21 protein-coding genes are annotated in these 22,835 nt (G+C 68.7%); 11 read left to right on the top strand and 10 right to left on the bottom strand.

Annotation, left to right across the window (positions count from 1 at the left end):
* Positions 1 to 37: 37 nt before the first annotated feature.
* The 3 genes from IEZ15_RS23920 (at position 38) to IEZ15_RS23910 (ending at position 2,232) form a co-directional block, all read left to right on the top strand.
* Positions 38 to 955, top strand: coding sequence for an ABC transporter ATP-binding protein (locus IEZ15_RS23920; RefSeq protein ID WP_189279336.1), 918 nt, complete (start codon positions 38 to 40; stop codon positions 953 to 955).
* On the top strand, positions 948 to 1,640 hold the full coding sequence (locus IEZ15_RS23915; protein ID WP_189279291.1) for an ABC transporter ATP-binding protein: 693 nt from the start codon (positions 948 to 950) through the stop codon (positions 1,638 to 1,640). Before IEZ15_RS23920 ends, IEZ15_RS23915 begins: the two co-directional genes overlap by 8 nt.
* A gap of 79 nt (positions 1,641 to 1,719) precedes the next feature.
* Positions 1,720 to 2,232 carry a GNAT family N-acetyltransferase gene (locus IEZ15_RS23910; RefSeq protein WP_189279290.1) on the top strand — a complete coding sequence of 171 codons (513 nt, stop codon included), beginning with the start codon at positions 1,720 to 1,722 and terminating at the stop codon, positions 2,230 to 2,232.
* Between the two features lie 58 nt (positions 2,233 to 2,290).
* On the opposite strand, the gene IEZ15_RS47135 is transcribed toward IEZ15_RS23910, so the two are convergent.
* The 3 genes from IEZ15_RS47135 to IEZ15_RS23895 form a co-directional block, all read right to left on the bottom strand.
* A complete protein-coding gene (locus IEZ15_RS47135) occupies positions 2,291 to 2,626 on the bottom strand; it encodes a helix-turn-helix domain-containing protein (protein WP_373302607.1) in 336 nt (111 codons plus the stop codon).
* A 50-nt stretch (positions 2,627 to 2,676) separates the two neighbouring features.
* The gene (helR, locus tag IEZ15_RS23900) at positions 2,677 to 4,824 is read right to left on the bottom strand and encodes an RNA polymerase recycling motor ATPase HelR (protein ID WP_189279289.1); all 2,148 of its coding nucleotides are present in this window, start codon (positions 4,822 to 4,824) and stop codon (positions 2,677 to 2,679) included.
* A 190-nt stretch (positions 4,825 to 5,014) separates the two neighbouring features.
* On the bottom strand, positions 5,015 to 6,244 hold the full coding sequence (locus tag IEZ15_RS23895) for a glycosyltransferase (RefSeq protein ID WP_229846071.1): 1,230 nt from the start codon (positions 6,242 to 6,244) through the stop codon (positions 5,015 to 5,017).
* Positions 6,245 to 6,382: 138 nt separating this feature from the next.
* Here IEZ15_RS23895 and IEZ15_RS23890 point away from each other — a divergent pair, with 138 nt between their 5' ends.
* From IEZ15_RS23890 to IEZ15_RS23880, 3 genes are all read left to right on the top strand, one after another.
* Complete coding sequence (locus IEZ15_RS23890; protein ID WP_189279287.1) at positions 6,383 to 6,733, top strand: transposase; 351 nt, start codon at positions 6,383 to 6,385, stop codon at positions 6,731 to 6,733.
* A 380-nt stretch (positions 6,734 to 7,113) separates the two neighbouring features.
* Positions 7,114 to 8,031: a phosphatidylinositol-specific phospholipase C/glycerophosphodiester phosphodiesterase family protein gene (locus tag IEZ15_RS23885; RefSeq protein WP_189279286.1), complete on the top strand. Its 918-nt coding sequence runs from the start codon at positions 7,114 to 7,116 to the stop codon at positions 8,029 to 8,031.
* A 139-nt stretch (positions 8,032 to 8,170) separates the two neighbouring features.
* The gene (locus IEZ15_RS23880) at positions 8,171 to 8,365 is read left to right on the top strand and encodes a hypothetical protein (protein ID WP_114248098.1); all 195 of its coding nucleotides are present in this window, start codon (positions 8,171 to 8,173) and stop codon (positions 8,363 to 8,365) included.
* A 119-nt stretch (positions 8,366 to 8,484) separates the two neighbouring features.
* Here the strand turns inward: IEZ15_RS23880 and IEZ15_RS23875 are convergent, their stop codons facing one another.
* The 5 genes from IEZ15_RS23875 to IEZ15_RS23855 all read right to left on the bottom strand — a co-directional run bounded on the left by IEZ15_RS23875 (position 8,485) and on the right by IEZ15_RS23855 (position 12,872).
* On the bottom strand, positions 8,485 to 9,459 hold the full coding sequence (locus IEZ15_RS23875) for an alpha/beta hydrolase (protein WP_189279285.1): 975 nt from the start codon (positions 9,457 to 9,459) through the stop codon (positions 8,485 to 8,487).
* 131 nt (positions 9,460 to 9,590) lie between these two features.
* A complete protein-coding gene (locus IEZ15_RS23870; protein ID WP_229846070.1) occupies positions 9,591 to 9,929 on the bottom strand; it encodes a DUF779 domain-containing protein in 339 nt (112 codons plus the stop codon).
* 82 nt (positions 9,930 to 10,011) lie between these two features.
* Positions 10,012 to 10,482 (bottom strand): polysaccharide deacetylase family protein, encoded by a 471-nt coding sequence (locus tag IEZ15_RS23865; RefSeq protein WP_373302611.1) that lies wholly within the window; start codon positions 10,480 to 10,482, stop codon positions 10,012 to 10,014.
* Between the two features lie 96 nt (positions 10,483 to 10,578).
* Positions 10,579 to 11,277 carry a response regulator gene (locus IEZ15_RS23860; RefSeq protein ID WP_189279282.1) on the bottom strand — a complete coding sequence of 233 codons (699 nt, stop codon included), beginning with the start codon at positions 11,275 to 11,277 and terminating at the stop codon, positions 10,579 to 10,581.
* A complete protein-coding gene (locus IEZ15_RS23855; protein WP_189279281.1) occupies positions 11,274 to 12,872 on the bottom strand; it encodes an ATP-binding protein in 1,599 nt (532 codons plus the stop codon). Before IEZ15_RS23855 ends, IEZ15_RS23860 begins: the two co-directional genes overlap by 4 nt.
* A gap of 218 nt (positions 12,873 to 13,090) precedes the next feature.
* Here IEZ15_RS23855 and IEZ15_RS23850 point away from each other — a divergent pair, with 218 nt between their 5' ends.
* Genes IEZ15_RS23850 through IEZ15_RS23840 form a run of 3 tightly spaced genes read left to right on the top strand, consistent with a single transcriptional unit; the run spans position 13,091 to position 15,849 of the window.
* Positions 13,091 to 13,906 carry an ABC transporter ATP-binding protein gene (locus IEZ15_RS23850; protein ID WP_114248104.1) on the top strand — a complete coding sequence of 272 codons (816 nt, stop codon included), beginning with the start codon at positions 13,091 to 13,093 and terminating at the stop codon, positions 13,904 to 13,906.
* Positions 13,896 to 14,759 carry an ABC transporter permease gene (locus tag IEZ15_RS23845; protein WP_189279280.1) on the top strand — a complete coding sequence of 288 codons (864 nt, stop codon included), beginning with the start codon at positions 13,896 to 13,898 and terminating at the stop codon, positions 14,757 to 14,759. The genes IEZ15_RS23850 and IEZ15_RS23845 overlap by 11 nt, the downstream gene beginning before the upstream one ends.
* 52 nt (positions 14,760 to 14,811) lie before the next feature.
* On the top strand, positions 14,812 to 15,849 hold the full coding sequence (locus tag IEZ15_RS23840; protein ID WP_114248106.1) for an ABC transporter substrate-binding protein: 1,038 nt from the start codon (positions 14,812 to 14,814) through the stop codon (positions 15,847 to 15,849).
* A gap of 111 nt (positions 15,850 to 15,960) precedes the next feature.
* On the opposite strand, the gene IEZ15_RS23835 is transcribed toward IEZ15_RS23840, so the two are convergent.
* Entirely contained in the window at positions 15,961 to 17,217 is a 1,257-nt protein-coding gene (locus IEZ15_RS23835) for a polysaccharide deacetylase family protein (RefSeq protein ID WP_229846069.1), read from the bottom strand.
* A 44-nt stretch (positions 17,218 to 17,261) separates the two neighbouring features.
* A complete protein-coding gene (locus IEZ15_RS23830; RefSeq protein ID WP_189279279.1) occupies positions 17,262 to 19,295 on the bottom strand; it encodes a transglycosylase domain-containing protein in 2,034 nt (677 codons plus the stop codon).
* 590 nt (positions 19,296 to 19,885) lie between these two features.
* On the opposite strand from IEZ15_RS23830, the gene IEZ15_RS23825 reads away from it, so the two are divergent.
* Positions 19,886 to 21,700 (top strand): hydrogenase maturation protein, encoded by a 1,815-nt coding sequence (locus IEZ15_RS23825; RefSeq protein ID WP_189279278.1) that lies wholly within the window; start codon positions 19,886 to 19,888, stop codon positions 21,698 to 21,700.
* Between the two features lie 48 nt (positions 21,701 to 21,748).
* Positions 21,749 to 22,828, top strand: a complete 1,080-nt coding sequence (locus IEZ15_RS23820) for an NADH-quinone oxidoreductase subunit B family protein (protein WP_189279277.1) — start codon at positions 21,749 to 21,751, stop codon at positions 22,826 to 22,828.
* The last annotated feature ends 7 nt before the right edge of the window (positions 22,829 to 22,835 follow it).

The following is a 22,835-nucleotide window of genomic DNA, read 5'->3' as shown; positions in this document are numbered from 1 at the left end:
GGTCCTCTCCGTCCGTGGGCTTTCCGTCCGCTTCCGGATGCGTGGCGGGCGGCACATCGCGGCCGTCAGCGATGCATGCTTCGACCTCGCGGCGGGGGAGTGCCTGGCCCTGGTCGGCGAGAGCGGCTGCGGCAAATCCGTACTCGCCTCAGCGCTGCTGGGGCTGCTGCCCGGCAATGCACAGACCGAGGGTTCGGCGGTGCTCGGTGACGGGACCGATCTCCTCACCGCCGATGAACGCACCCTCGCCCGGACGGTACGGGGCCGCCGCATCGGACTCGTACCGCAGAGCCCCGCAGCCCACCTCACCCCGGTCCGAACGGTGCGCGCCCAACTGGAGGAGACCCTTCGTGAACTGACCGGCATCCGAAAGCCCGCACTGCGCGCCGCGGCGGAGCAGGCCGCCGCACGCGCCGCTTTCCCGGCCGGCCACCTGGACCGGTATCCGCACGAGCTCTCCGGCGGTCTCGCCCAGCGCGCCGCGACCGCGCTCGCCCTGATCGGCGACGCACCCCTCCTCCTGGCCGACGAGCCGACCACCGGACTCGACCGCGACCTGGTCGAGCGAACCGTCGACGAACTGCGCCGCCACACCGACGGGGGCAGGGCGCTGCTGATCATCACCCACGATCTGGCCGCGGCCGAGCGGATCGCCGACCGCGTCGCCGTGATGTACGCGGGCCGCATCGTCGAACTCGCCGAAGCCGACCGGTTCTTCGGAGAGCCGGGGCCACGCCATCCGTACGCGCGCGGCCTCCTCGACGCCCTGCCCGAGCGCGCCTTCGCCCCCATCCCGGGAATGCCGCCGGAGCTCGGAGCCCTCCCCGACGGGTGCGCGTTCGCGGCCCGATGCAGCCGCGCCGACGACCGGTGCTCCGCACCGCCCCCGTTCGACGGCCATCTCGCCTGCCACCACGGTGTGCGGGCAGGCACGGAGGAGTCCGCCCATGCTTGAACTCACCCGTATCACCGCCGGATACGACCCCCGCGACCCCGTCGTCCGCGATGCATCCCTGACGATCGCGCCGGGGGAGTCCGTCGGACTGCTCGGCCCGAGCGGCTGCGGCAAATCCACCCTGGCCAAGGTCGCCGCCCTGCTGCATCGCCCGGACGCGGGCACGGTCGTACTCGACGGCCGGCCGGTGCGGGGCTGGCGGCACGGCGCCCCGCGGGCGCAGCGCACCGCGGTCGGCGTCGTCTTCCAACAGCCCCGGCTCTCGGCCGACCCCCGGCTCAGCCTGCGCGAACTCATCGCCCAGCCGCTGCGGGCGACAGGCCGGCGCGCGGAGGTGACGGACCGGGTGGCCGAACTGGCACCGGCCGTCGGTCTCACGGCCGAACTGCTGAACCGGCGTCCCCACGAGGTGAGCGACGGCCAGTTGCAGCGCGCCTGTCTGGCCAGGGCGCTGGTCCTGCGGCCGCGCTGGCTGATCTGTGACGAGATGACCGCGATGCTCGACGCGTCGACGACCGCCGCCCTGGTCGCGGTGGTCGAGGCCTACCGACGCGAGTCCGGCGCCGGGCTGCTGGCCGTCGGCCATGACCGGGTGCTGCTGGAACGCTGGTGCGACCGTACGGTCGGCTGGCAGGGAATCTCCGGGCGCGTCGCGACGCAGGAGTCCATGAGCCCGACCGGATGAGGCCCATGCCCTGCGCGCACTCGACAATGGGGGTCCTGGGACGAGCCCCGCATCCGGCGGATCCAGGCGGAGGAAAAGCATGGCTGGTCAGTGGGTGGAGCTCGAACTCGATGTCAGCGCGTTCGACGCGGACCGATTTGAGGAGTACGTGACGAGGTGTCGCGCCGGCGGCATCCGGCTGACCACTCTTGCCGAATTGGGAGACACACCGGAACATCGCCGCGTCTTGTACGAGTTGAACAAGGAGTGTGCCGCCGACATCCCGGAGCGGGGCGAATTCTACTCGTTCGACGAATACACCGAGCGCCGGCTGGAAGTCCCTTCGTATGATCCGCGCGGTGTCGTGATAGCACTGGACGGCGAAGCCTGGGTCGGCATGGCGGCGACTTCCGACCATGGGGACTTCGTCTTCAACGAGATGACCGGAGTGAAGGCCGAGTACCGAGGGCGCGGCGTGTCCATTGCCATGAAGACGTTCGGGATGGGCTTCGTCAGAATGTGCGGAGCGCGCACGATCCGCACATTCCACCATCCGGCGAACACAAGCGCTATCGCCATGAACCGGACGATGGGCTTCGTCGACGCCGACTGACCTGACGGGGAAGCGGCGAAGACCCGTCGCCCGGTCGGGACTGCGCCGCGCAACCACGTCACTGGGCATGGCCTCGCTCGCGAAAGGCGATGCGGCTGCTGTACGCCACCGCACGTATGGCCGGGCGGGCGGCGAAAGGACGGGACGGCCGGCCTTCTCGCTGAGGAGGCCCGCCGCCGTCTCGGAGTCCGACGCTGCAGGATGCCTGCCCGCTTGAGGAAGGTGGCACTTGGGCAGTGACCGCAGCCCCGTCGCGTACCGCATGGTTGCCCGTGAACGCCTCCAGGTCCTCGCGGGTGATCCGGCGTTGCCTGCCGACCCGGGTCGCTTTCAGCCGCCCGTCCCGCACACAGCCCCGCACGGTTCTGACATGCAGCCCCAGCAGGCCCGCCACTTGCGGAGCGGAACGCAGGCGGAGCCGATCGCCGATGCGTCCGGCCGACGTCAGGAGCTCGTGAGGATGACGAGTTGCTGGGTCGCTCGGGTCATCGCTACATAGCGGTCGACCGCTCCTTCGATTCCCTTGCCGAACGCCTCTGGGTCGATGAGGACGACCAGGTCGAACTCGAGTCCCTTCGACAGCTCCGGGGTCAGCGACCGGATGCGGGACGTCGCCCGGAATGTGGGATCGCCGATGACGCAGGCGGTCCCGTCAGCATGTGTGGCGAGCCAGGTGTCGAGGATCGAGCTCAGATCCGAAGCAGATCCGTGTACGACGCGGACGTCGCTGCTGCGGATGGAGGTCGGCACGTTGGCGTCCGGGAGCACGGCCCGGATGACCGGCTCGGCTTCCGCCATGATTTCTTCCGGCGTCCGGTAGTTGATGCTCAGGGAGGCCAGATTGATCCGGTCGAGCCCGATCCGCTCGAGCCGTTCCTGCCACGACTCCGTGAACCCGTGCCTGGCCTGGGCACGATCCCCGACGATGGTGAAGCTCCGGGACGGGCACCGGAGCAGCAACATCTGCCACTCCGCGTCGGTCAGTTCCTGAGCCTCGTCCACGACGATGTGCGCGAACGGGCCGGCGAGCAGGTCCGGTTCGCTGCTGGGCAGTGCGGTCTCGTCGACCAGGGTGTCCTTCATATCCTGTCCGCGCAGCATCGTCACCGCACCTTCACCGTCGTCATCGGCCTCGAGCAGGGCGTCGACGACCTGGGCCATGTGCTCGCGTTCGGCGGCGACAGAGGCGTTGTGCCGACGCCTGCGTCGCGACGCCTCCGGGTCGCCGATCCGCTGCCGTGCTGCGTCCAGGAGCGGCAGGTCGGACACCGTCCAGGCCTGGGCGTCCCCGCGCTGCAGCCGCGACACGTCGTCGGGGCCGAGCCAGGGAGCGCACTTCCGCAGGTAGGCGGGTACCGACCACAGATCTCCGACGAGGTCGGCCGCTTCGAGCAGCGGCCACGCGCGGTCGAAGGCCGTGAGCAGTTCCCTGTTCTGCAGCAGCGACTTGCGGAGCAGGTCGGCCGAGGCGTCGCCGTCGTGCTTGTCCACCAGGATCGTGAGCAGCTCCTCCCAGATCTGGTCGCGCGCGTCGTTGTGCGGAGTACCGGGTCCTGCTGCTTCGAACGCCACGGCCCAATCGTCGGCGCTCAGCCAGATGTCGGACCAGTGGGTCGTGATCGTCATCCCCTTGGTGGGCGGCTCCTCGTAGAACCTGACGGCCGTCTCGATCGCCTTCACCAGATTCGCGGACGACTTCAGGAGAGCCACGTCCGGGTCGGCTTCGAGCGTTGCTGCGGCTCCCTCGGCGACGAGGTCCCGCAGAGTGCAGGTCTGCACGCCCTCCTCTCCGAGGCTGGGGAGGACATCGGCGACGTAGCCCAGGTAGGGCTGGTGCGGACCGACGAACAGTACGCCGCCCCGGCGGTGGCCGAGGCGAGGATCGGAGTAGAGGAGGTAGGCGGAGCGGTGCAGAGCGACGACGGTCTTCCCCGTACCCGGACCGCCGTCGACGACGAGAGCGCCGCGGGATCCCGCGCGGATGATGGCGTCCTGGTCGGCCTGGATGGTGCCGAGCACGTCTCGCATCCGTGGTGACCGGCTGCTGCCCAGGCCGGCGATGAAGGCGGACTGGTCGTCGAGCGCGGCGTGCCCGGCAAACCCGTCCGAAGTGAACACCTCGTCCCAGTAGTCGCTGACCCGGGCGCGGGTCCAGCGATACCTGCGGCGGCTTGCCAGACCCATCGGGTTGGCGTGGGTGGCTCCGAAGAAGGGCTCAGCCGCGGGGGAGCGCCAGTCGAGCAGCAGCCGACGACCCGCGCTGTCCTTGAGGCCAAGTCGTCCGACGTACACGGGCTCGGAGTTGTCTGCGCCGACCATGCGTCCGAGGCACAGATCCAGACCGAAGCGACGCAGTGCGCGCAGGCGAACGGTCAGCCGGTGGATCTCCATGTCCCGGTCCATCGCCTGCCGGCCCAGGCCGCCGGGCGCCCTGCGCTCGGCAGCGAGGCGGTCGGACAGGTTGGCGATCGACTGCTCGAGGCACTCCGCAATGGCTGCGAAGTGCTGCTCATCGCCGACGATCAACGCCGGGTCGGCCTTGGGGGAGAGGTGGCCGGGAAGGTTGAACGCGCTGGTGGTCGGGGGTTTCACGTCAGCAGTTCCGATCTGAGGTCGCTTGCAATCAAGGGCGCAAGCAAGGCGCCCGGACCGGCGTGACGAACCTGGTGGCCATGGCGAGCAACGCTCCGCCTGACGTGGACCCCATGGACGTTGTCGGTTCAGGTCGCCAGGGTTTGTGGGTTCTCGTGTTCTGGGTCCTGGCTCGATGACCCCGTGTGCTTCATACGGACATGGGCGACTCTCCTCGACTGATCGCGTCGAGCAGCAGCTTCGCGGCCACCATCGCTCCGTCGGTGCGGATCGTGCCGGCCACGGCCCTCGCCCGTGCGCGGGTCTCGGGGGTCAGGGCCGTCCTGAGCGCGGCCGACAGGGACTCGGTGGTCGGGGTCGGACCGTCGTGTGCCGCGCCGATGCCCAGGTCGGCCACCCGGCCGGCCCAGTACGGCTGGTCTGCCGCCTGGGGTACCACCACCTGGGGCGCGCCGGCCCGGGTGGCCGTCGTCGTGGTGCCCGCGCCGCCGTGGTGCACGACGGTGGCCACCCGGCCGAACAGTGCCTGATGGTTGACCTCGCCGACGACGAAGCAGTCGTCCTGGTCGTCGATCAGGGCCAGGTCGGCCCAGCCGCGGGAGACGACTGCGCGGCGGCCCTGCGCTCGGATTGCCTCGATGGCCACCCGGGCGACGTCCGTCGATGTGCGCATGGGCATGCTGCCGAAGCCCAAGTACACCGGTGGTGTGCCGGCATCCAGGAACTCCACCAACTCGGCCGGGAGTGGGTGAACATCGGGCAGGATCCACGCGCCGGTCTGGACGACGTCGAGGTCAGGTGTCTTCTGCCACGGGTCCAGGATCGGGTCCGTCGCCAGCCACGGCTGGTCGCCGATGACGTAGTCGCGGACGTTGTCCACCGGTGGCAGGCCGATCGACGCCCGGTTCGTGTTGAGCGCGGCACCGAACAGCGCGTCGATGCTCTGGGCGTCCAGGTCCCACAGCGCCCGGTTGTCGGTCACCTCCGGCGGGAACGGCCGGCCCGGATACGCCAGCGGCGGGTGGTGCGGCGACGGCAGGGTGAGCTGCTGGAAGGTCACGGACACGGAGCGGATGCCCAGTTTCTCGGCCACCGACCGCGCGCCGGCTGCGGCCGGCATCATGCCGGTCGCCACCAACGCATCGCATCCCTCGGCCGCCGCGGTGACCGCGTCGAACTGACTGGCGATCAACTCGGCCGCGCGCTGGGGCAGGGATGACGGCGGTGGCGTCCCGGTCGTCAGCGCGCGCGCCGACCGGCCGACCGGCACCAGCTCCACGCCGACACCGGCCAACCGCTGCGCGAAGTCCTCGTCAGGCGGCGCGCACACCCGCGCCTCCGCGCCAAGTGCCCGCAATTGCAACGCGAGTCCCACCAGCGGTTCGACGTCCCCGCGCGAGCCATACGTAGACAACAACACACGCACTTCGTGACTCTCCTGTTTCCGTGGGTTCTTGGCTTCGGCCGCCGATTCTGCGGCATGAACCGGGTCTTGCCGCAAGGCCCCCCATGCGCTATATGTTGAGAGTGGAAAGGAGTGGGTACTCTCCTTTCCCCTTTGCCGTCCGCTCTGGACAGACAAGGCTCCGGGGCCCGGCCGGGGTCGGACCGGCTCTTCCTTCAGGGCATCCTGTACGTCCCGCGCAACGACGTCGTCCGACAACTGTCGGCGCCCGAGCTGGGGTTCGGCTCCGGACAGACCTTCCGGCGCGGCCTGGAGCGGTGGCAGAGGGCGGGGGTCTTCGACCGGCTGCACTGCTTCCTGCTCGCCGAAAAAATGGACGCCGTCGGCGCGATTGGCCGGCCCCGCGTGTGCGTGGAGGGGGCTCACGTCCGCGCGAAGGAGGGGGTGCCGACACCGGTCGGTCGCGGGTCGACCGCCGGAAGACGGGCAGCAAGAACCACCTGATCCGCGACGGGCGCGGCACACCGCTCAAGGCCATCACCACCGCGGCCAACGTCAACGACGTCTCCCGGACCCTCGCCCCGGTCGACAGCATCCCGCCGATCGCCGATCGCCGCGGCCGTCCGCGCAGGCGCCACGACACCCTGCTCGGCGACAAGGGCTGCGTGTACCACCTGCGCGCCGTTGCCCCGACGAAGTCCGCTCGGCACCGGCAGCGACGGTGTGCACCACCGCTGAACGGTGTCGGCGGCAAGGGGAACGGCAGTCGACGAGCGGACGACGACCCGATCAACTCTTGTGAAGTGACTGCCCGTTGCAGCGATCACATCGCATACTCGGTCGCGTCCGATCGTCCGATCCGCCCCTCGCTCCCGGGAGAATCAATGGCGTTCCCGACCCGCCGAAGTGTCGTCACCACCGCGCTCGCCACCGTCGCCGCAGGCGCAGTGCTGCCCCTGCAGACGGCCGTCGCGTCCGAGGCGTCCGCCGCGCCCGCGGCCGCAGGCCGCCAACGTCCGTGCCCGCTGCGCCGGGCCCACGCGCACAACGACTACCTGCACACGCACCCCCTCCACGACGCGCTCGCTCACGGCTTCACCAGCGTCGAGGCGGATATATTCCTTGTGGACGGGGAGCTGCTGGTCGCCCACGAGGCCACCGACCTCGACCCCACCCGAACCCTTGCTTCGCTCTATCTCGACCCACTGCTGGCCAGGGTCCGGGCCAACCACGGCACGGTCCACCCCGGCTACCGCGAACCCGTCCAGCTGCTGATCGACATCAAGACCGACGGGGCCGCCGCCTACCTCGAGCTCGACCGGCAGCTCGGGCGATATCGGCAGATGCTGACGGCGTACCACCACGGCCGGGTGCGGCCCGGCGCGATCACGCCCGTCATCTCCGGTGACCGCGCCGCTCGCGTCCCGATGGAGGCGCAGCGCACGCGGTACGCGTTTTACGACGGCCGGCCGGACGACCTCGGGACCGCGGCCACCGCCTCGTTCATTCCGCTCATCAGCAGCAGCTGGAGCGACAACTTCAGCTGGCTGGGCGCGGGTCCCTTCCCCGTGGCCGAGCGGGACAAACTGCGCTCGCTCGTCGCCACGGCCCACCGAAGCGGCCAACGCGTCCGTTTCTGGGCCACGCCCGACGTCGCGGGACCGGAGCGGGACGCCGTATGGACCGAACTGCTGGCTGCCGGGGTCGACCACCTCAACACCGACGACCTCGCAGGGCTCGAACACTTCCTGCGCACATACGACAGGGACGCCAGGGCCGAGGCCGCTGGCCTCGGCGGCTGACCGGACGCGGGCGCACCGTCCGGACCGTGACAGCCAGTCAGCACCCGTATGGCGGACATGCCAGTCCGCCGGATGGCCTCTCCGCTACGCCACACTGGCGGCCGAATGCCGCAATCCGGCGCGGCGGAGGAGGTTGGCCATGGCCATTTCGATCTCACTGGTGCTGCTTCTGCTGATCCTTGCGGTGATCTACCTCCGCAACGGGGGGCTGAAGATCTCGCATGCGCTGGTCTGCGGCATGCTCGGATTCTTCCTCGCGGGTACGAGCATGGCGCCGACCATTCAGAACGGTCTGACGGCCACGGCCGACGTCGTCAGCAGCCTCAAGCCCTGATCTCCGCAGCCCGTTCGGTGACCGGGACCGGATGCGGCTCACCGGGTGGCGCGCACCTGCGGGGAGCGCAGCCATTCGGTGAGCAGGCGATTGACGTCGGCGGCGCGCTCCTGCTGGATTCAGTGCCCACACCCCGGCAGGACGTGGGAGGAGACCAGACCGGGAAGGGTCTCGGGGAAGCTCTCGATGGCGTCGGCCATCCAGGTGGTCGACGCGTCGAGCCCTCCGCCGATGAACAGCGAGGGCTGGGTGACCGGCGCACCGTCCCAGGCGGCGAGGTCTTCCCAGTCCCGGTCGACATTGCGGTACCTGTTGAGCGCCCCCGTCAGGCCGGTCCGCTCGAACTCCGCCGCGTAGAAATCGAGATCGGCCTCGCTCAGCCAGGAAGGGAGGGTGCCGGCGGCGAACCGGTCGCGGAGCCGTGCCCCCGGCGGGACGAAGAAGAGACCGTCCCCACCGTCCGAAGGCATCGTGTCGGCGGAGAGCCCGGCGTAGAACCCGGCAAGCCAGCCGCGCACATCGGGCTCGATCTCCGCCTCGGCCCGTCCCGGGGACTGGAAGTAACTGACGTAGAACTCCTCGGCACCTCCGATGCGGCTGAAGACGTCGGTCGGCCGGTGACCGTTCCGCGGCGCGTACGGGATGCTGAGCAGTGCCACGGAGGTGAAGACATCGGGCATGAGCAGCGCACTGCCCGCGGCGATGGTCGAACCCCAGTCGTGGCCCACGATCGTCGCGGTCCGTTCACCGAGCGCTTGCACGACACCGACGTTGTCCGCGACATGATCCGGCATCCGGTACGCCTCCACATCGCCGGGCTTCGACGAGCGCCCGTAGCCGCGTACATCGATGGCGACCGCACGAAAACCTGCTGCGGCAAGGGCCGGAAGCTGGTGGCGCCACGAGTACCACGACTCGGGGAAGCCGTGGACCAGCAGGACCAGCGGGCCGGTGCCCTGTTCCACCAGGTGGATACGGCCTTCGGGCACCTCCACCAGCCGGTGGACGGGCGTCCGGCAGCGGAGCGGCGGGAAAGTCGGTGGGCGGCATGTGTTCCTGCTCGCGGATGCGACCGGTTCCTGTGCGGTGGCCATCGACGCGAGGGTCACCCGGCCGGGAGCGCCTCGTCCTTCGGTGCCACCTGTGCCACGATCATTCGGCCACCGCCATCTCGCCCACAAGAATTCTTGCCGTTAAGGCAAACCCGCAGTATGCCGGTGCCGCCTCAAGGGCCGACGAGCCGGGACCGGATCAGGAACCGCACCCCCTCCGGAGCCTCCAGCGAGAAACCGCTGCCCCGACCCTCCACCACGTCGACGATCAGGCGGGTGTGCGCCCACAGCTCGAACTGACTCTTCGACATCCAGAACGGGACACTCTCCGCCACCCCGTCGACATCGAGCGAGGCCAGCAGCACGTCGGAACCGCCGGTACGGAATTCTCCGTACCGGAAACACATGGGCGCACTGCCGTCGCAGCAGCCGCCCGACTGGTGGAACATCAACGGGCCGTGGGCCTCGCGCAGTCGACGCACCAGATCGGCGGCTGCGGGGGTGAGCTCCACCGGCGGAGCGTCCTGCGGACTCGTCCGGGATGCCCCGAACGGCGGCTCATCACGCAGTTGGCCGGGGGGTGGATTCTTCGTCTCATCTCGGTTCATGCATCAGCCCTTGTCGCATCGGATGGCGCACCGGTCGGCTGGGACGATATGGGCGAACGCTACCAGTCCGGCTCCGTTCAGCAAGGGGTGTGCGAACGCAGGCGCCGGGCGCGGAGGTCACGTCGCTGTCGTGCAGCGGGATGGTGCCTCCGCCGCTCAACCGCGCGGTGACGGTGCGATGGACGGATTCGGCGGTTGCTTGCCGGGTCCGGTCGCGACCCCAGGTGGTCCAGAGAACCGGAGCGGGTCCCTGGCTCAGGGTGGCCGGGTGTGCCGCGGTGCTCATCGCTCCGTACGGAGGCCGGAAGAGACGAGGCATAGCTCCGGTGACGTCCGCGACGAAGTCGCGTGCGCGCCGCGGTTCGCCGAAGGTGGCCTTCGGCCCGCGCAGCGGGAGCGGCCGGTGGTGCCATCCGTGGATACCGATCTCGTGTCCGGCCGCCGCCATGTCACGCAGCAGAGGGGCCGGCGTGCACGACCTGCATCGAAGTATGGAGGACCGCCCGGGGAGAGCAGTCGAACGCCTGAGATCGGTTGTGGCCCCGTACGCTGCTCAGCTCGCCCTCGCCCATGCGTAACGGTGTTCGGGCCGGCCGGTGTCGCCGTATTTGAGACTGAGGCTGATGCGGCCCGCGCCCTCCAGGTATTTGAGGTATCGCTGGGCGGTGGAGCGGCTCAGGCCGGCCCGGGCGGCGACCTCATGGGCGGACAGCGGCTCGTCGGCGGCCGACAGGACATGGCGGATGACATCGGCCGTGGGTGCGGAGTGGCCCTTGGGCAGGGCTGCCGCGGGACCGGAATCTGCGGTGCGAAGGGCGCCGAAGATCTGGTCGACCTGCTCCTGTCCCGCTTCGCCGCGGCCGTTTCCCACGCCTTCGAGGGTGCGGCGCAGGGCCGCGTAACTCTCCAGTTTGGACCGCAGACCGGCGAAGCTGAACGGCTTGACCAGGTACTGCAGGGCGCCGTACCGCATGGCGGTCCGGACAGTCGACACATCACGGGCCGCGGTCACCATGATCACGTCGGCCGGGTGGCCCAGCTGGCGCAGCCGCCGAACAAGTGTCAGCCCCGTCTCGTCCGGAAGATAGTGATCGAGAAGCACGAGGTCTACATGGTCACGCTCCAGGAAGGCGAGCGCCTGCGCGGCGGTGTGTGCGCGTGAGATGACACGGAAGCCGGGGACCTTGGCGACATATGCGGCATTGATCTCGGCCACACGGAAGTCGTCGTCGACCACCAGGACATCGATCATCGCAACTCTCCCACTTCGGACAGCGGCCGGACGCTGAGTGCCTCTGGCAGGACGACGGTGAAGACCGCGCCACCGCCGGCCCGGGCCGTGACACGAGCCGCGCCACCGTAGCGCTCGGCCAGCCGGCGCACCAGCGCCAGACCCAGACCGCGTCCTCGATGCGCGGGTGACTCCTTGGTGGACCAGCCCTCGGTGAAGATCTGCTCGCGCATGCCGGGAGGTACCCCGGGACCGTTGTCGCTGACCCGCAGGACCGCGGTGGTGCCCTCGGCGAGAAGCTCGACCTCGATGAGCGAGGCGACGTCCAGCGCGTTGTCGATGAGGTTGCCGAGGACGGTCACCAGATCGCGCGGGTCCACCACCACGTCCGGGAGCCGGGTGGCCGGTGAGATGCGCAAGGAGGCGCCCCGCTCCGCCGCGATGGCCGACTTGCCCACCAACAGCGCCGACAGCAGAGGATCGTTGACACGTTCCGCGACCTGCTCCGCCGAGGCCCGGTGACCATTGGCCACCTCCGCGACGAACTCCACCGCGGCATCGTGCCTCCCGAGTTCCAACAGTCCGAGCAGGGTGTGCAGCCGGTTGGCGTGCTCGTGGTCCTGGGCGCGCATCGCATCCAGCAGACCGTGAGTGGAGTCCAGTTCACGGCCGAGCAGCTCCAGCTCGGTACGGTCGCGCAGGGTGACGACGGCTCCGCCGTCACCGGTGGGCATTCGGTTGGCGATCAGCACGCGTCCATTGCAGACGGTGAGCAGGTTGTCGCCGTCGACCCGTCCCACCAGCACCTCCGTCGTACGGCCCGGCGGCAGCACCTCACCCAGCGCCCGTCCGACGGCGTCCTGGTCCAGCTCCAGCAGACGCTGCGCCTCGTCGTTCAGCAACCGGATCCGGCCCTGGGCGTCGAGGGCGAGAACGGCCTCGCGAATGCTGTGCAGCATGGCCTCGCGCTCGTCCAGCAGCGCGGAGATGTCGGCGAAGGCGAGTCCGTGGGTGCTGCGCTGCAGCCGCCGTGAGACGGCCAGGGCGGCCAGCACGCCCGCGGCGAGCGCCGCTCCGGAGTAGAGCAGCAGACCGGGAATGGCGCCGAGCAGCCGCTCATGGACGCTGTCGTAGGCGATACCCACCGAGACGGCCCCCACGATGGTCCCGTCCCTGTCGCGCAGAGGAACCTTCGCGCGTGCCGAGCGGCCCAGGGTTCCGTCGTCGATCTGCATGATCTCGCGGCCGCCCAGAGCCGTGCTGGGATCGGTCGAGACGTGTCTGCTGATCTGCGCGGTGTCGGTGTGCGACCAGCGCACCCCGCGGGTGTCCATGACCACGATGTAGAGCGCTCCGGTGGCTCGCCGGATCCGTTCCGCCTCGGCCTGCACCGGTCCGGTGGGGCTGGGGTCGGTACTGGTCAGGCTGTGCACCAGACCGGGTTCGGCGGCGGCGGTCTGGGCGATGGACAGCGCCTGGTGCATCGCCTGGTCATCGAGTTGGTGGCTGAGGGGGGCGAGGAAGAGACCTGTCACGAGCGTGATCACGCCGGTGGTGATGGTCACCTGGGTGAGGAGCACCTGGGCGAAGACACGACGGGGCCAGTGAATCCGCATGTGCTCGCTCTCTGCCTTCCGCCGGCCAGGAACCTGATGCTCCGTTTCGTCCTTGTGTGAACGCAACGTAAACGTCGCCGTCGCCGATGACCAGTCCTCGTGGCGCATTCGTTGCCGCAGCGCGAGCAGAACGAGCAGAACTGCGGTTTATGGGCAGAAGCAGGAGTTGTGGGCGCAAGGGTGCCCAGGTCCCCGGGGCACACTTAGCGTCCCGCTCCATGAACAGCGAAACGAGCCCCGCCATCGAGCTGCGGGGGGCGAGCAAAGCGTTCCGGACTCCGTCGGGGGCGCTCCACACCGCCGTACGGGATCTGGACCTCACGATCGGGCGCGGTGAGTTCGTCGCCGTGGTGGGCCCCACCGGATGCGGCAAGTCGACCACACTGACTCTGGTCAGCGGTCTGGAGGAGCCCACCGAGGGGGAGGTGCTGGTGGGCGGCGAGCCGGTGCGCGGCATCGGCGACAAGGTCGGCTTCGTCTTCCAGCAGGACGCGGTTTTCCCCTGGCGGACCGTGCTGTCCAATGTGATGGCAGGCCCCCGCTTCCGCGGCGTGCCGAAGGCGGAGGCGAAGGAGCGGGCCAGGGAGTGGCTCGCCCGGGTCGGGCTGTCCTCCTTCGAGGACCGCTATCCCCACCAGTTGTCCGGCGGTCAGCGCAAGCGCGTCGCCCTCGCGGCCACCTTTGTCAACGACCCCGAGATCCTGCTCATGGACGAACCCTTCTCCGCGCTCGATGTGCAGACCAGGGCCCTGATGTCGGACGAACTGCTGGAGCTGTGGGCCGGCACCGGAGCCTCCGTCGTCTTCGTCACCCATGACCTGGAGGAGTCCATCGCACTGGCCGACAAGGTCGTGGTCATGACCGCGGGACCGGCCACGGTCAAGGAGGTCTTCGAGATCGATCTGCCCCGCCCCCGCAAGGTCGAGCAGGTGCGTCTGGAGCCCCGGTTCATCGAGATCTACCGGGAGATCTGGTCCTCGCTCGGCGAAGAGGTCCGCATCACCCGCGAAAGGGGTGCCCTCGATGTCGCCTGAAACCATCACCGCGAACGCCGCCGTCACCAAGACCGAGCGGACCCGGGCCAGGGCGCGGGCCGCCCGCAACCGCAAGTACCTGGTGCTCGGGAGCCGGGTCGCGGTGCTCTTCGCGGTCATCGGACTGTGGGAGTGGCTGGCCCGAACGTCGGTCATCGACCCGTTCAACTTCTCCATGCCGTCGAAGATCTGGGACCAGATCCGTACCTGGGTCGTCGACGGCACCGCCCAGGGCTCCCTGTGGGAGCAGATCTGGTACACGCTCTACGAAGCGCTGCTCGGCTGGGTCATCGGTGTGATCGCCGGTGTGCTGCTCGGAATCGCGCTGGGCCGCGTCCGCTTCGCCGCCGATGTCCTCGGCCCGTACATCAAGGTGCTCAACGCCCTGCCACGCATCGTGCTCGCCCCGATCTTCCTCATCTGGTTCGGCCTCGGCCCGGCTTCGAAGGTCGCCTCCGCGGTCGTCCTCGTGTTCTTCCCCGTCTTCTTCAACGCCTTCCAGGGGGCAAGGGAGGTCGACCGCAATCTCGTGGCCAACTCCCGCATCCTGGGCGCCAGCAACCGCCAGGTCACGCTTCAGGTGGTCATCCCCTCGGCCACGTCCTGGATCTTCACCAGCCTGCACGTGAGCTTCGGCTTTGCCCTCATCGGCGCCATCGTCGGTGAGTACATCGGGGCCACCAAGGGACTCGGGCTGCTGGTCGCCGCCTCGCAGGGCACGTTCAACGCCGCCGGTGTCTACGCCGCGATGGTCATCCTCGCGATTGTCGCGCTGCTGGCCGAAGGCCTGCTGACCTTCCTCGAAAAGCGGCTCTTCCGCTGGAAGCCGGCCGAGGCCGACACCGGCCGCTGACACCGACCGTCATCCGCACACCCGACTGTTTCTTCACAAGGACGTGAATCAGATGCGTACATCCACCCGGATCTCGGCCGTCGCCGTCGCCGGTGCACTCGCCCTGACCAGCCTGACCGCCTGTGGCGGCGACTCCACCTCGGCCTCCGGTGGCAAGAACGACAAGGTCAAGATCATGGTCGGGGGCCTGGACAAGGTCATCTACCTGCCCGCGATGCTGACCGAGCGGCTCGGCTACTTCAAGGAGGAGGGAGTGTCGGTCCAGCTCCTGACCGAGCCCGCGGGCGTCCAGGCAGAGACGGCACTGGTCTCCGGCGACGTCCAGGGCACGGTGGGCTTCTACGACCACACCCTCGACCTTCAGGTGAAGGGCAAGCAGGTCGAGTCGGTCGTCCAGTTCTCCCAGGCTCCCGGCGAGGTCGAGATCGTGTCCAACAAGGCGGCGGGGGACGTCAGGTCGGCGAAGGACTTCAAGGGCAAGAAGCTCGGTGTGACGGGCATCGGCTCCTCGACCGACTTCCTCACGAAGTACCTCGCCGTGAGCAACGATGTGAAGACCAGCGAATTCACGCCCGTGGCGGTCGGAGCGGGGCAGACGTTCATCTCCGCGCTTCAGCAGGGTTCCATCCAGGGCGGTATGACCACCGATCCGACGGTCGCCACCATCCTGGACAAGAAGCTCGGCAAGATCCTCATCGACATGCGGACCCCCGAGGGCTCCAAGCAGGCACTCGGCGGGCTCTACCCGTCCTCCAGCCTCTACATGCAGACCGAGTGGGTCAACAGTCACAAGGGCACCGTCCAGAAGCTGGCCAACGCCTTCGTCAAGACCCTGAAGTGGATGTCCACGCACAGCGCCGACGAGATCGCCGCGAAGATGCCCGCCGACTACGCCCAGGGCGGCGGCAAGGCTCTGTACGCACAGGCGATCAGGAGCACGCTGCCCATGTTCACCACGGACGGCGTCATGCCCGCGGACGGCCCCGCCACCGTCGAGCGGGTCCTGAAGGCCTTCAACCCGAACCTGAAGAACGCGAAGGTGGACCTCGCCAAGACGTACACCACGGAGTTCGTCAAGAAGGCAGGCTGACCGAGGGCGTCGACGAAGCCTGCGCACGCCGGACCGCGGAGCCCCGACCTGAACGGTTCGTCACATCACGCGAGTTGTTCAGCCGGAGCTCCGCTTTCCGCGTTCAGCCGGCTACTGCTTCCAGTTCGGCGGCTGGGCGGGATCGAGTGTCCGCAAATGGGCGAGGACCTTGGGGTCCTGCGCATCGAGCCAGTCGGTCAGTTCGCGGAAGGACACGCAGCGCACCTCCTTGCGCGGGCAGACCTCTCGCATCGTTTCCTCGACGGCATCCATATAGATCCCGCCGTTCCAGTCCTCGAAGTGATTTCCGATGAACAGCGGTGCGCGGCTGCCATTGAAAACCCGCTCGAATCCGGCGGCGTAGGAGTCCCGCGCCTCCTTGCGCCACGTCTGGTACTTCCCGGGGTCGCCCTCGGTGCTGCCTTCCGACTGGTTGTAGAGGAAGTTGAAGTCCATGGACAGCACCTGGAAGTCCTTGCCGGGGAACGGCAGCATCTGCAGCGGAAGGTCCCAGACACCGTTCTTCTTGGACGGCCAGATCTGGAAGTCTCCCGGGGAGCTCGCGTCGTACCGCCATCCGAAGGGTTTGGTCGCCGGCAGTAGGGTCTTCTGGCCTTCGAGGCAGGGGGCCCGTCCGCCGACGACCTCGCGGGTGGGGTCGAAGGGCAGCGGATCGAGGTCCTTGAAGCCTGTGTTCGTCTTCCAGTTCTGCACGAAGGAGTAGAACTGGTTGATCTCGCTCATCCACTCGTCCGTGCTCCAGTCCCCACCGCCCTTCTTTTCGCAGAAGTGGCCGTTGAAGTGGGACCCGATCTCGTTGCCCTCCCGCCAGGCGTCGCCGAGCTGTTCCAGCGTCATGCGGATGTGTTCGCGCGTCGGGTACGAGATCGCGGCCGCTCCGGGCTTGTGCTGGGGCGGCTCGTAGAGGTTCCTCTTCTCCTCCGGGAGCAGGTAGATACCGGTGAGGAAGAACGTCATGTGCGCATTGCTCTCCTTCGCCGCACGGCGGAAGCGCGAGAACATGCGATCGTCGCCCTCCAGCGCGCCGTCCCACGAGAACACCACGAACTGGGGCGGCTTCTCACCCGGCTTGAGTCTCCGGGCCTTCAACTGGCCCTTCTGCGGCCCGGTGTAGGACGTGGAACCGTCTCCCAGAATCTTGACCTTCCCGTCCCACTTCTCCTCTTCCGTCTTCTTTCCGTCACCCCCGCGATGCTCCCGGGCGGTGGGCGTCGGCGCCGCGACGGTGCGTGTGCCCTGCTGAGGGGTCCGGTTGTCGGAGGATTCGTCGGACGCCAGCGGGATGAGGGCCGCGGAACCCGACGCGACTAAGCATGCCGCGAGCCCCAGGACGATACGGGGCGTCAAGCGGGCCCGTATTCGGCGAACGGCAGTTTTCTCTCTGGTATCTGTCACTTCGTCATGGCTTCCGTGTATGTGTTCCAGATCTGGGACGAGAGCTTCTTGCCGGCCGCCGATTCGCCGCCGAGCCCCTTCAGAGGCAGTGGCGCCAGACTCTTCGTCAGGTCCATGCGGTACACGACGACGGCCGTGGACGCGGCCCGGTTGTAACCGACGTACCAGCGCGCCGTGTCGTCCTCGGTGGTTCCGGCCTTGGCGGCGACCGGCGAGGCGAGGGCGGTGCCGCTCTCCCCGCCGGGCCGTGCGAGCGATGCGGTGACCTCGTCGGCGACGTCGGACCGCACGGCGCGCTTCGCCTTCGGCAGATCCAGCCGGATCGGCTCGCCGTTGCGCGTGACCTTTCGTACCGAGTACGGATCGGTGTGCACGCCGCGGGCCGCGAACATGCCGTACGCGTCGGCCATGCGGATGGCGCTCGGTGTGGAGTTGCCCATCGAGAACGCGGGAACGGGTGGGCCGAAGCTGGACGGGAGCAGCCCGGATGCCTCGGCCGTACTGCGGACCTGCTTCAGTCCCGCATCCATACCGAGTTGGAGGAACGGGGAGTTCGCGGCCTTCGCCATGGCGTCGTGCAGACTGATGCGGCCGTAGGAGCGGTCGCCGTCGTTCTGGCCCTTGACCATCTTGCCGTTGCGGTCCCAGTAGGGACCTTCGTGCGTCATGACCGGAATGTCGTCGTCACCGTCGTACACGGTCGAGGGCGTCACGCTGGTCCGGGGGCCGTTGCGCGTGCGTGAGATGCCGTGCTCCAGGCCGGCGGCGTAGACGAACGGGGTGAACGCCGAACCGGCGGGGACAGTACTCGCGTTGGATTCGTTGAAGGCCTGCCGCTCGAAGTCCGGTCCGCCGTACACGGCGAGGATCCGGCCGTCCGGGGCGACGGACGAGGCCCCGAACCGGACATGGCGGTCGGCCTTGCGCTGCTTGGGATCGAGCGTGTCGCGCGCCTCCTTCACGGCCCGGGTGAGGGCGGTCATCCGCGGCTTCTCGAACGTCGTGTAGATCTGGTAGCCGCCGAGGTCGAAGCGTGCGTCGGAGATGTGTCCGGCACGCTTGGCGTACGACTCGGCGAGCTGAACGAGGTAACCGTCCTGCCCGGCAGTGCTGTTCGGCTTGTGAGGGGGCTTGGGCTCGGGAAAGGTGGTGTACCGGGCACGCTCGGCCGCGCTCAGCTTGCCGATCTCCACCATGCGGTCCAGCGTCCACTTCCACCGTTCGACGGCACGTTTGTGGTTGCGGGGGTTGATGGCGGGATCGTAGAGCGAGGCCCCCTTGAGCAGCGAGGCGAGGAACGCGCCCTCGCTGGCGTTGAGTTGGGTGACCTCTTTGCCGTAGTAGGCCTGGGCCGCGCGCTGGAGGCCGTAAGTGCCACGGCCGAACCAGCTGGTGTTCAGATACTCCTCGAGGATCTCGTCCTTGCTCACATGGCGGTCGAGTTTGACCGCGAGCAGCATCTCGGTGAACTTGCGGGAGAAGGACTGGTCCTGCGAGAGGTAGACGTTCTTGACGTACTGCTGGGTGATGGTCGATCCGCCCTGGGTGTCCCCATCGCCGACCGTGCGCCACAGCGCGCGGGTGATTCCCTGCGTCGATATGCCGTGGTCCGAGTAGAAGTCGGCGTTCTCGGCCGCCAGTACGGCCCACCGGACATCGTCAGGAATCTTCGACAGGGGCATCTCCTGGCGGCTCACCCAGCCCGTGCGGGCCATGGGGGTCCCGTCGGCCCAGTAGTAGACGGTGTCCTGCTGAGTGGCGAAGGCGTTGAGGTCCTTGGGGATGTCCGTGCGCGCGTAGGCGATGCCCACCACGGTCGTGAGCGTTGCGATGAACATCAGTAACGAACCCGCGACCAGCCGCCACGAGGGCACCCATCTTCGCCAGCCGCGCCGGCCCGTGCGCGGATAGTCCGGTTTGCGCGGCAGGCGCAGGCGCGGTCGCTTCGCCTGTTTCCGGCACCCCGTCCCGGGGCGCAGTGCAGACCGAGCGGCATGCGCCGTTCTGCTGAATAAGGTGTGCTGTGTCATTCCGTCCAGCCATGACAGGCCGGGCCGGCCGCAGACTACGACCGTGCCCGTACACGTGTAGTGGTCATTGCTCGTCCGCCGCCACACTCCATTTCGGCCGCCCCCGGGGCCCTGCGGACGTCTGCCCGCGTCAGGCGGGCGGCAGAGTCATTCGTCTCGGCCGGTATATGGCATGTGGCATCCCCAGGTTCAGTTCAGGCCGTGCGGCTGCTGACCGGACCGAATCGCCCGGACGGCGGCCACACGCTTCCCCCTCGCCGACTCCACCACAGCAAAGGCCAAAGCGTGACCGAGAGTTGCGGCGCGAAGTCACGTAAAGATAACAGGCCGCCGGAGCGGATCACGCCGAGTGGCCCCGACCGGTCTCGGTGGGGTGCGTAGTCGGGCTCGTATCGAGCGCCCGGCTCCGCGTCATGTCGCTGCTCGGTTCATTCCGATCCACTGGGCGCGGGGCTCGCGGTACGGGTTCCACTGAGTGGTCGCCGATGTGTTCGCTTTCGGGTGACTTCGCGGCCGGTTGCCGCAGGAGCCCCGCCCGCAGTACCCCACCATCGCAACCAGCCGGATCCGGCCGGCGTTGGGAGATCGTTGTGCACATCCTGCTCGTGGCGAGCGCGTTCAACAGCCTTACTCAGCGTGTTCATGCCGAACTGAGGGACCGGGGCCACACCGTGGCGGTGGAACTCGCGGCTCCGGAGCCGTCCGTGCGCGACGAGTCGCTGCGGCGGGCTGTGCGCGATTTCGCGCCCGACCTCATCCTGGCCCCGTTGCTGAAGACCGCCATCCCCCGGGATGTCTGGGCTGCGCACACCTGCCTCGTCGTCCATCCCGGCCCCCCGGGCGACCGCGGGCCCTCCTCCCTCGACTGGGCCATCCACGAGGGCGCGGACACATGGGGCGTGACGGTTCTGCAGGCCGACGAGGAAATGGATGCCGGGGACATCTGGGCATCGGCCACCTTCCCGGTGCCCCCGGTGGGCAAGAGCGACCTGTACCGCAACGAAGTCTCCGATGCCGCGTTGCAGGCCGTGCACCTCGCCGTCGAGCGCTTCTCGTCCGGTACGTACGTTCCTCGACCGCAGACCGGCGGGGACGAGGAGTTGCGCATCCGTACGCGACCGTACCTACGCCAGGAGCACCGCCGCATCGACTGGGAGTCGGACTCCACGGAAGCGGTCCTGCGCAAGCTGCGGGCCGCCGACTCGTACCCCGGCGTGCGCGACGAACTGCTGGGGGACGAATGGTTTCTGCACGGGGGGCACCCGGAGCACGAACTGCGCGGCGGACCCGGCGAGCTGGTGGCCGTACGGGCAGGGGCGGTCTGCCGGGCGACGACCGACGGCGCGGTGTGGATCCCCGAGCTTCGGCCCCGCCGCAGGCCGGGAGGGCCCGCCACGTTCAAACTGCCCGCTGTGACGGCGCTCGCCGGGCGTCTGCCCGCACTGCCTGAGCATCCTGTGCCGCTGCACGAGGAAGGGCGGCGACATGGCTGGAGCGACATCTGCTACCGGGAGGTGGGGCAGGCCGGTTTCCTCTCATTCTCCTTCCCCGGCGGTGCGATGAGCACGGCGCAGTGCCGACGGCTGCACGACGCCTACCGGCTGGCCTGCCGACGGCCCACCTCGGTGCTGGTACTGGGAGGCGGCCGTGACTTCTTCTCCAACGGCATCCACCTCAATGTCATCGAGGCCGCCGCCGACCCCGGCGAGGAGTCCTGGGCCAACATCAGCGCCATGGACGACCTCGTGGAGGCCGTGCTGACCACCACCGACCGGCTGGTGGTCTCCGCCGTGGGCGGCAACGCGGCCGCGGGCGGGGTGATGCTCGCCCTGGCTGCGGACGAGGTCTGGTGCAGGACGGGGGCGGTGCTGAACCCGCACTACAGCCTGATGGGGCTGTACGGCTCCGAGTACTGGACGTACACGCTGCCGCGCAGGGTGGGCGCCGCCGCGGCGGCGCGCCTCACCAGCAAGGCGCTGCCGGTGAGCGCCGAGGCCGCTGTGCGGCTCGGCCTGGCCGACCGGACGGTCGACTGCGACGCGCAGTCGTTCGAGGGCGAGGTCGTCCGGCTGGCGGCCCGCCTCGCCGCGTCGCCCGCGGCACCGTCGCGGATTGCGGCGAAGAAGGCCGAACGGGACCGGGACGAGGCCGACAGACCCCTGGCCGATTACCGGGAGGAGGAGCTGACCGTGATGCGGCGGACCTTCTTCGACCCTCGGTCCTCCTATCACGCACTGCGGCGTGCGTTCGTGCTCAAGGATCCTCCGTCGGGCCGGCCGTCGTACCTCGTCCCCGCCTCGACCGGCAGATCTGCGGGGGACCGGCCCGCCCGGGAGCCCGACGTCACCGGACTGGCGGCACACCATGCCGTACTCGCACCGGGTGCTTGGTACCAAGAACAGTGAAGGTCGATTTGTCGGCCTTCGTATGTCTCTTTCCAGGGAGGCATCCTCATGGATGCAGCAACGTCGAACACCGTGGACGCACCCGCTGCGCCCACCGGAGAAGAGTCCCCGATCCATATCCTCTGGATCAACGCGGGGCTGAGCTGTGACGGCGACTCGGTGGCCCTGACTGCCGCGATGCAGCCGAGCATCGAAGAGATCGTCGTCGGTGCGCTGCCCGGTCTGCCCAAGATCGAGGTCCACTGGCCGTTGATCGACTTCGAATGTGGTCCCGTGGGCGGTGCGGACACCTTCATCGAATGGTTCTTCAAGGGCGAGCGCGGCGAGATCGATCCCTTCGTCCTGGTCGTCGAGGGTTCCATCCCGAACGAGACGATCAAGCCGGAGGGGTACTGGTGCGGTTTCGGTGACAATCCGGAGACCGGCCAGCCGATGACCACCAGCGAATGGATCGACCGGCTGGCGCCCAAAGCCCTTGCGGTCGTCGCCATCGGCACCTGCGCCACATACGGCGGCATTCACGCGATGGCCGGTAACCCGACCGGGGCCATGGGCCTGCCCGACTATCTCGGCTGGGACTGGAAGTCGAAGGCCGGTATCCCGATCGTGTGCGTGCCGGGCTGCCCGATCCAGCCGGACAACTTCTCGGAGACCCTGACGTACCTGCTGTACCAGGCGGCGGGATCCGCTCCGATGATCCCGCTGGACGACAAGCTCCGTCCTGCCTGGCTGTTCGGCGCCACCGTGCACGAGGGATGCGACCGGGCCGGCTACTACGAGCAGGGCGAGTTCGCCCAGACCTACGACTCGCCCAAGTGCCTGGTCAAGCTCGGCTGCTGGGGTCCGGTCGTCAAGTGCAACGTACCCAAACGCGGCTGGATGAACGGCATCGGAGGCTGCCCGAACGTCGGCGGCATCTGTATCGCCTGCACCATGCCGGGCTTCCCCGACAAGTTCATGCCGTTCATGGACGAACCGCCGGGCGCCAAGGTCTCCGCCACTGCCAGCGGCGCGTACGGGGCGGTCATCCGCAGGCTCCGCGCGATCACGGCGAAGACCCTGGACACGGAGCCGAAGTGGCGGCACAAGAGGGGTCGGCTGACCACCGGCTACCGGCCCCCGTGGTGAACACGCC

The sequence above is a fragment of the Streptomyces atratus genome, from assembly GCF_014648655.1.
Classification (GTDB): Bacteria; Actinomycetota; Actinomycetes; order Streptomycetales; family Streptomycetaceae; genus Streptomyces; species Streptomyces atratus.
Note: the sequence above shows the minus strand (reverse complement) of the source record. Positions and strands in the feature narration are given on the sequence as shown.

Bases quoted from the DNA above. Each gene is read 5' to 3' on its own strand.
- IEZ15_RS23920 (WP_189279336.1), top strand. From the start codon at position 38: ATGCGTGGCGGGCGGCACATCGCGGCCGTCAGCGATGCATGCTTCGAC.
- IEZ15_RS23915 (WP_189279291.1), top strand. From the start codon at position 948: ATGCTTGAACTCACCCGTATCACCGCCGGATACGACCCCCGCGACCCC.
- IEZ15_RS23910 (WP_189279290.1), top strand. From the start codon at position 1,720: ATGGCTGGTCAGTGGGTGGAGCTCGAACTCGATGTCAGCGCGTTCGAC.
- IEZ15_RS23885 (WP_189279286.1), top strand. From the start codon at position 7,114: ATGGCGTTCCCGACCCGCCGAAGTGTCGTCACCACCGCGCTCGCCACC.
- IEZ15_RS23880 (WP_114248098.1), top strand. From the start codon at position 8,171: ATGGCCATTTCGATCTCACTGGTGCTGCTTCTGCTGATCCTTGCGGTG.
- IEZ15_RS23875 (WP_189279285.1), bottom strand. From the start codon at position 9,459: ATGGCCACCGCACAGGAACCGGTCGCATCCGCGAGCAGGAACACATGC.
- IEZ15_RS23860 (WP_189279282.1), bottom strand. From the start codon at position 11,277: ATGATCGATGTCCTGGTGGTCGACGACGACTTCCGTGTGGCCGAGATC.
- IEZ15_RS23855 (WP_189279281.1), bottom strand. From the start codon at position 12,872: ATGCGGATTCACTGGCCCCGTCGTGTCTTCGCCCAGGTGCTCCTCACC.
- IEZ15_RS23850 (WP_114248104.1), top strand. From the start codon at position 13,091: ATGAACAGCGAAACGAGCCCCGCCATCGAGCTGCGGGGGGCGAGCAAA.
- IEZ15_RS23845 (WP_189279280.1), top strand. From the start codon at position 13,896: ATGTCGCCTGAAACCATCACCGCGAACGCCGCCGTCACCAAGACCGAG.
- IEZ15_RS23840 (WP_114248106.1), top strand. From the start codon at position 14,812: ATGCGTACATCCACCCGGATCTCGGCCGTCGCCGTCGCCGGTGCACTC.
- IEZ15_RS23830 (WP_189279279.1), bottom strand. From the start codon at position 19,295: ATGACACAGCACACCTTATTCAGCAGAACGGCGCATGCCGCTCGGTCT.
- IEZ15_RS23820 (WP_189279277.1), top strand. From the start codon at position 21,749: ATGGATGCAGCAACGTCGAACACCGTGGACGCACCCGCTGCGCCCACC.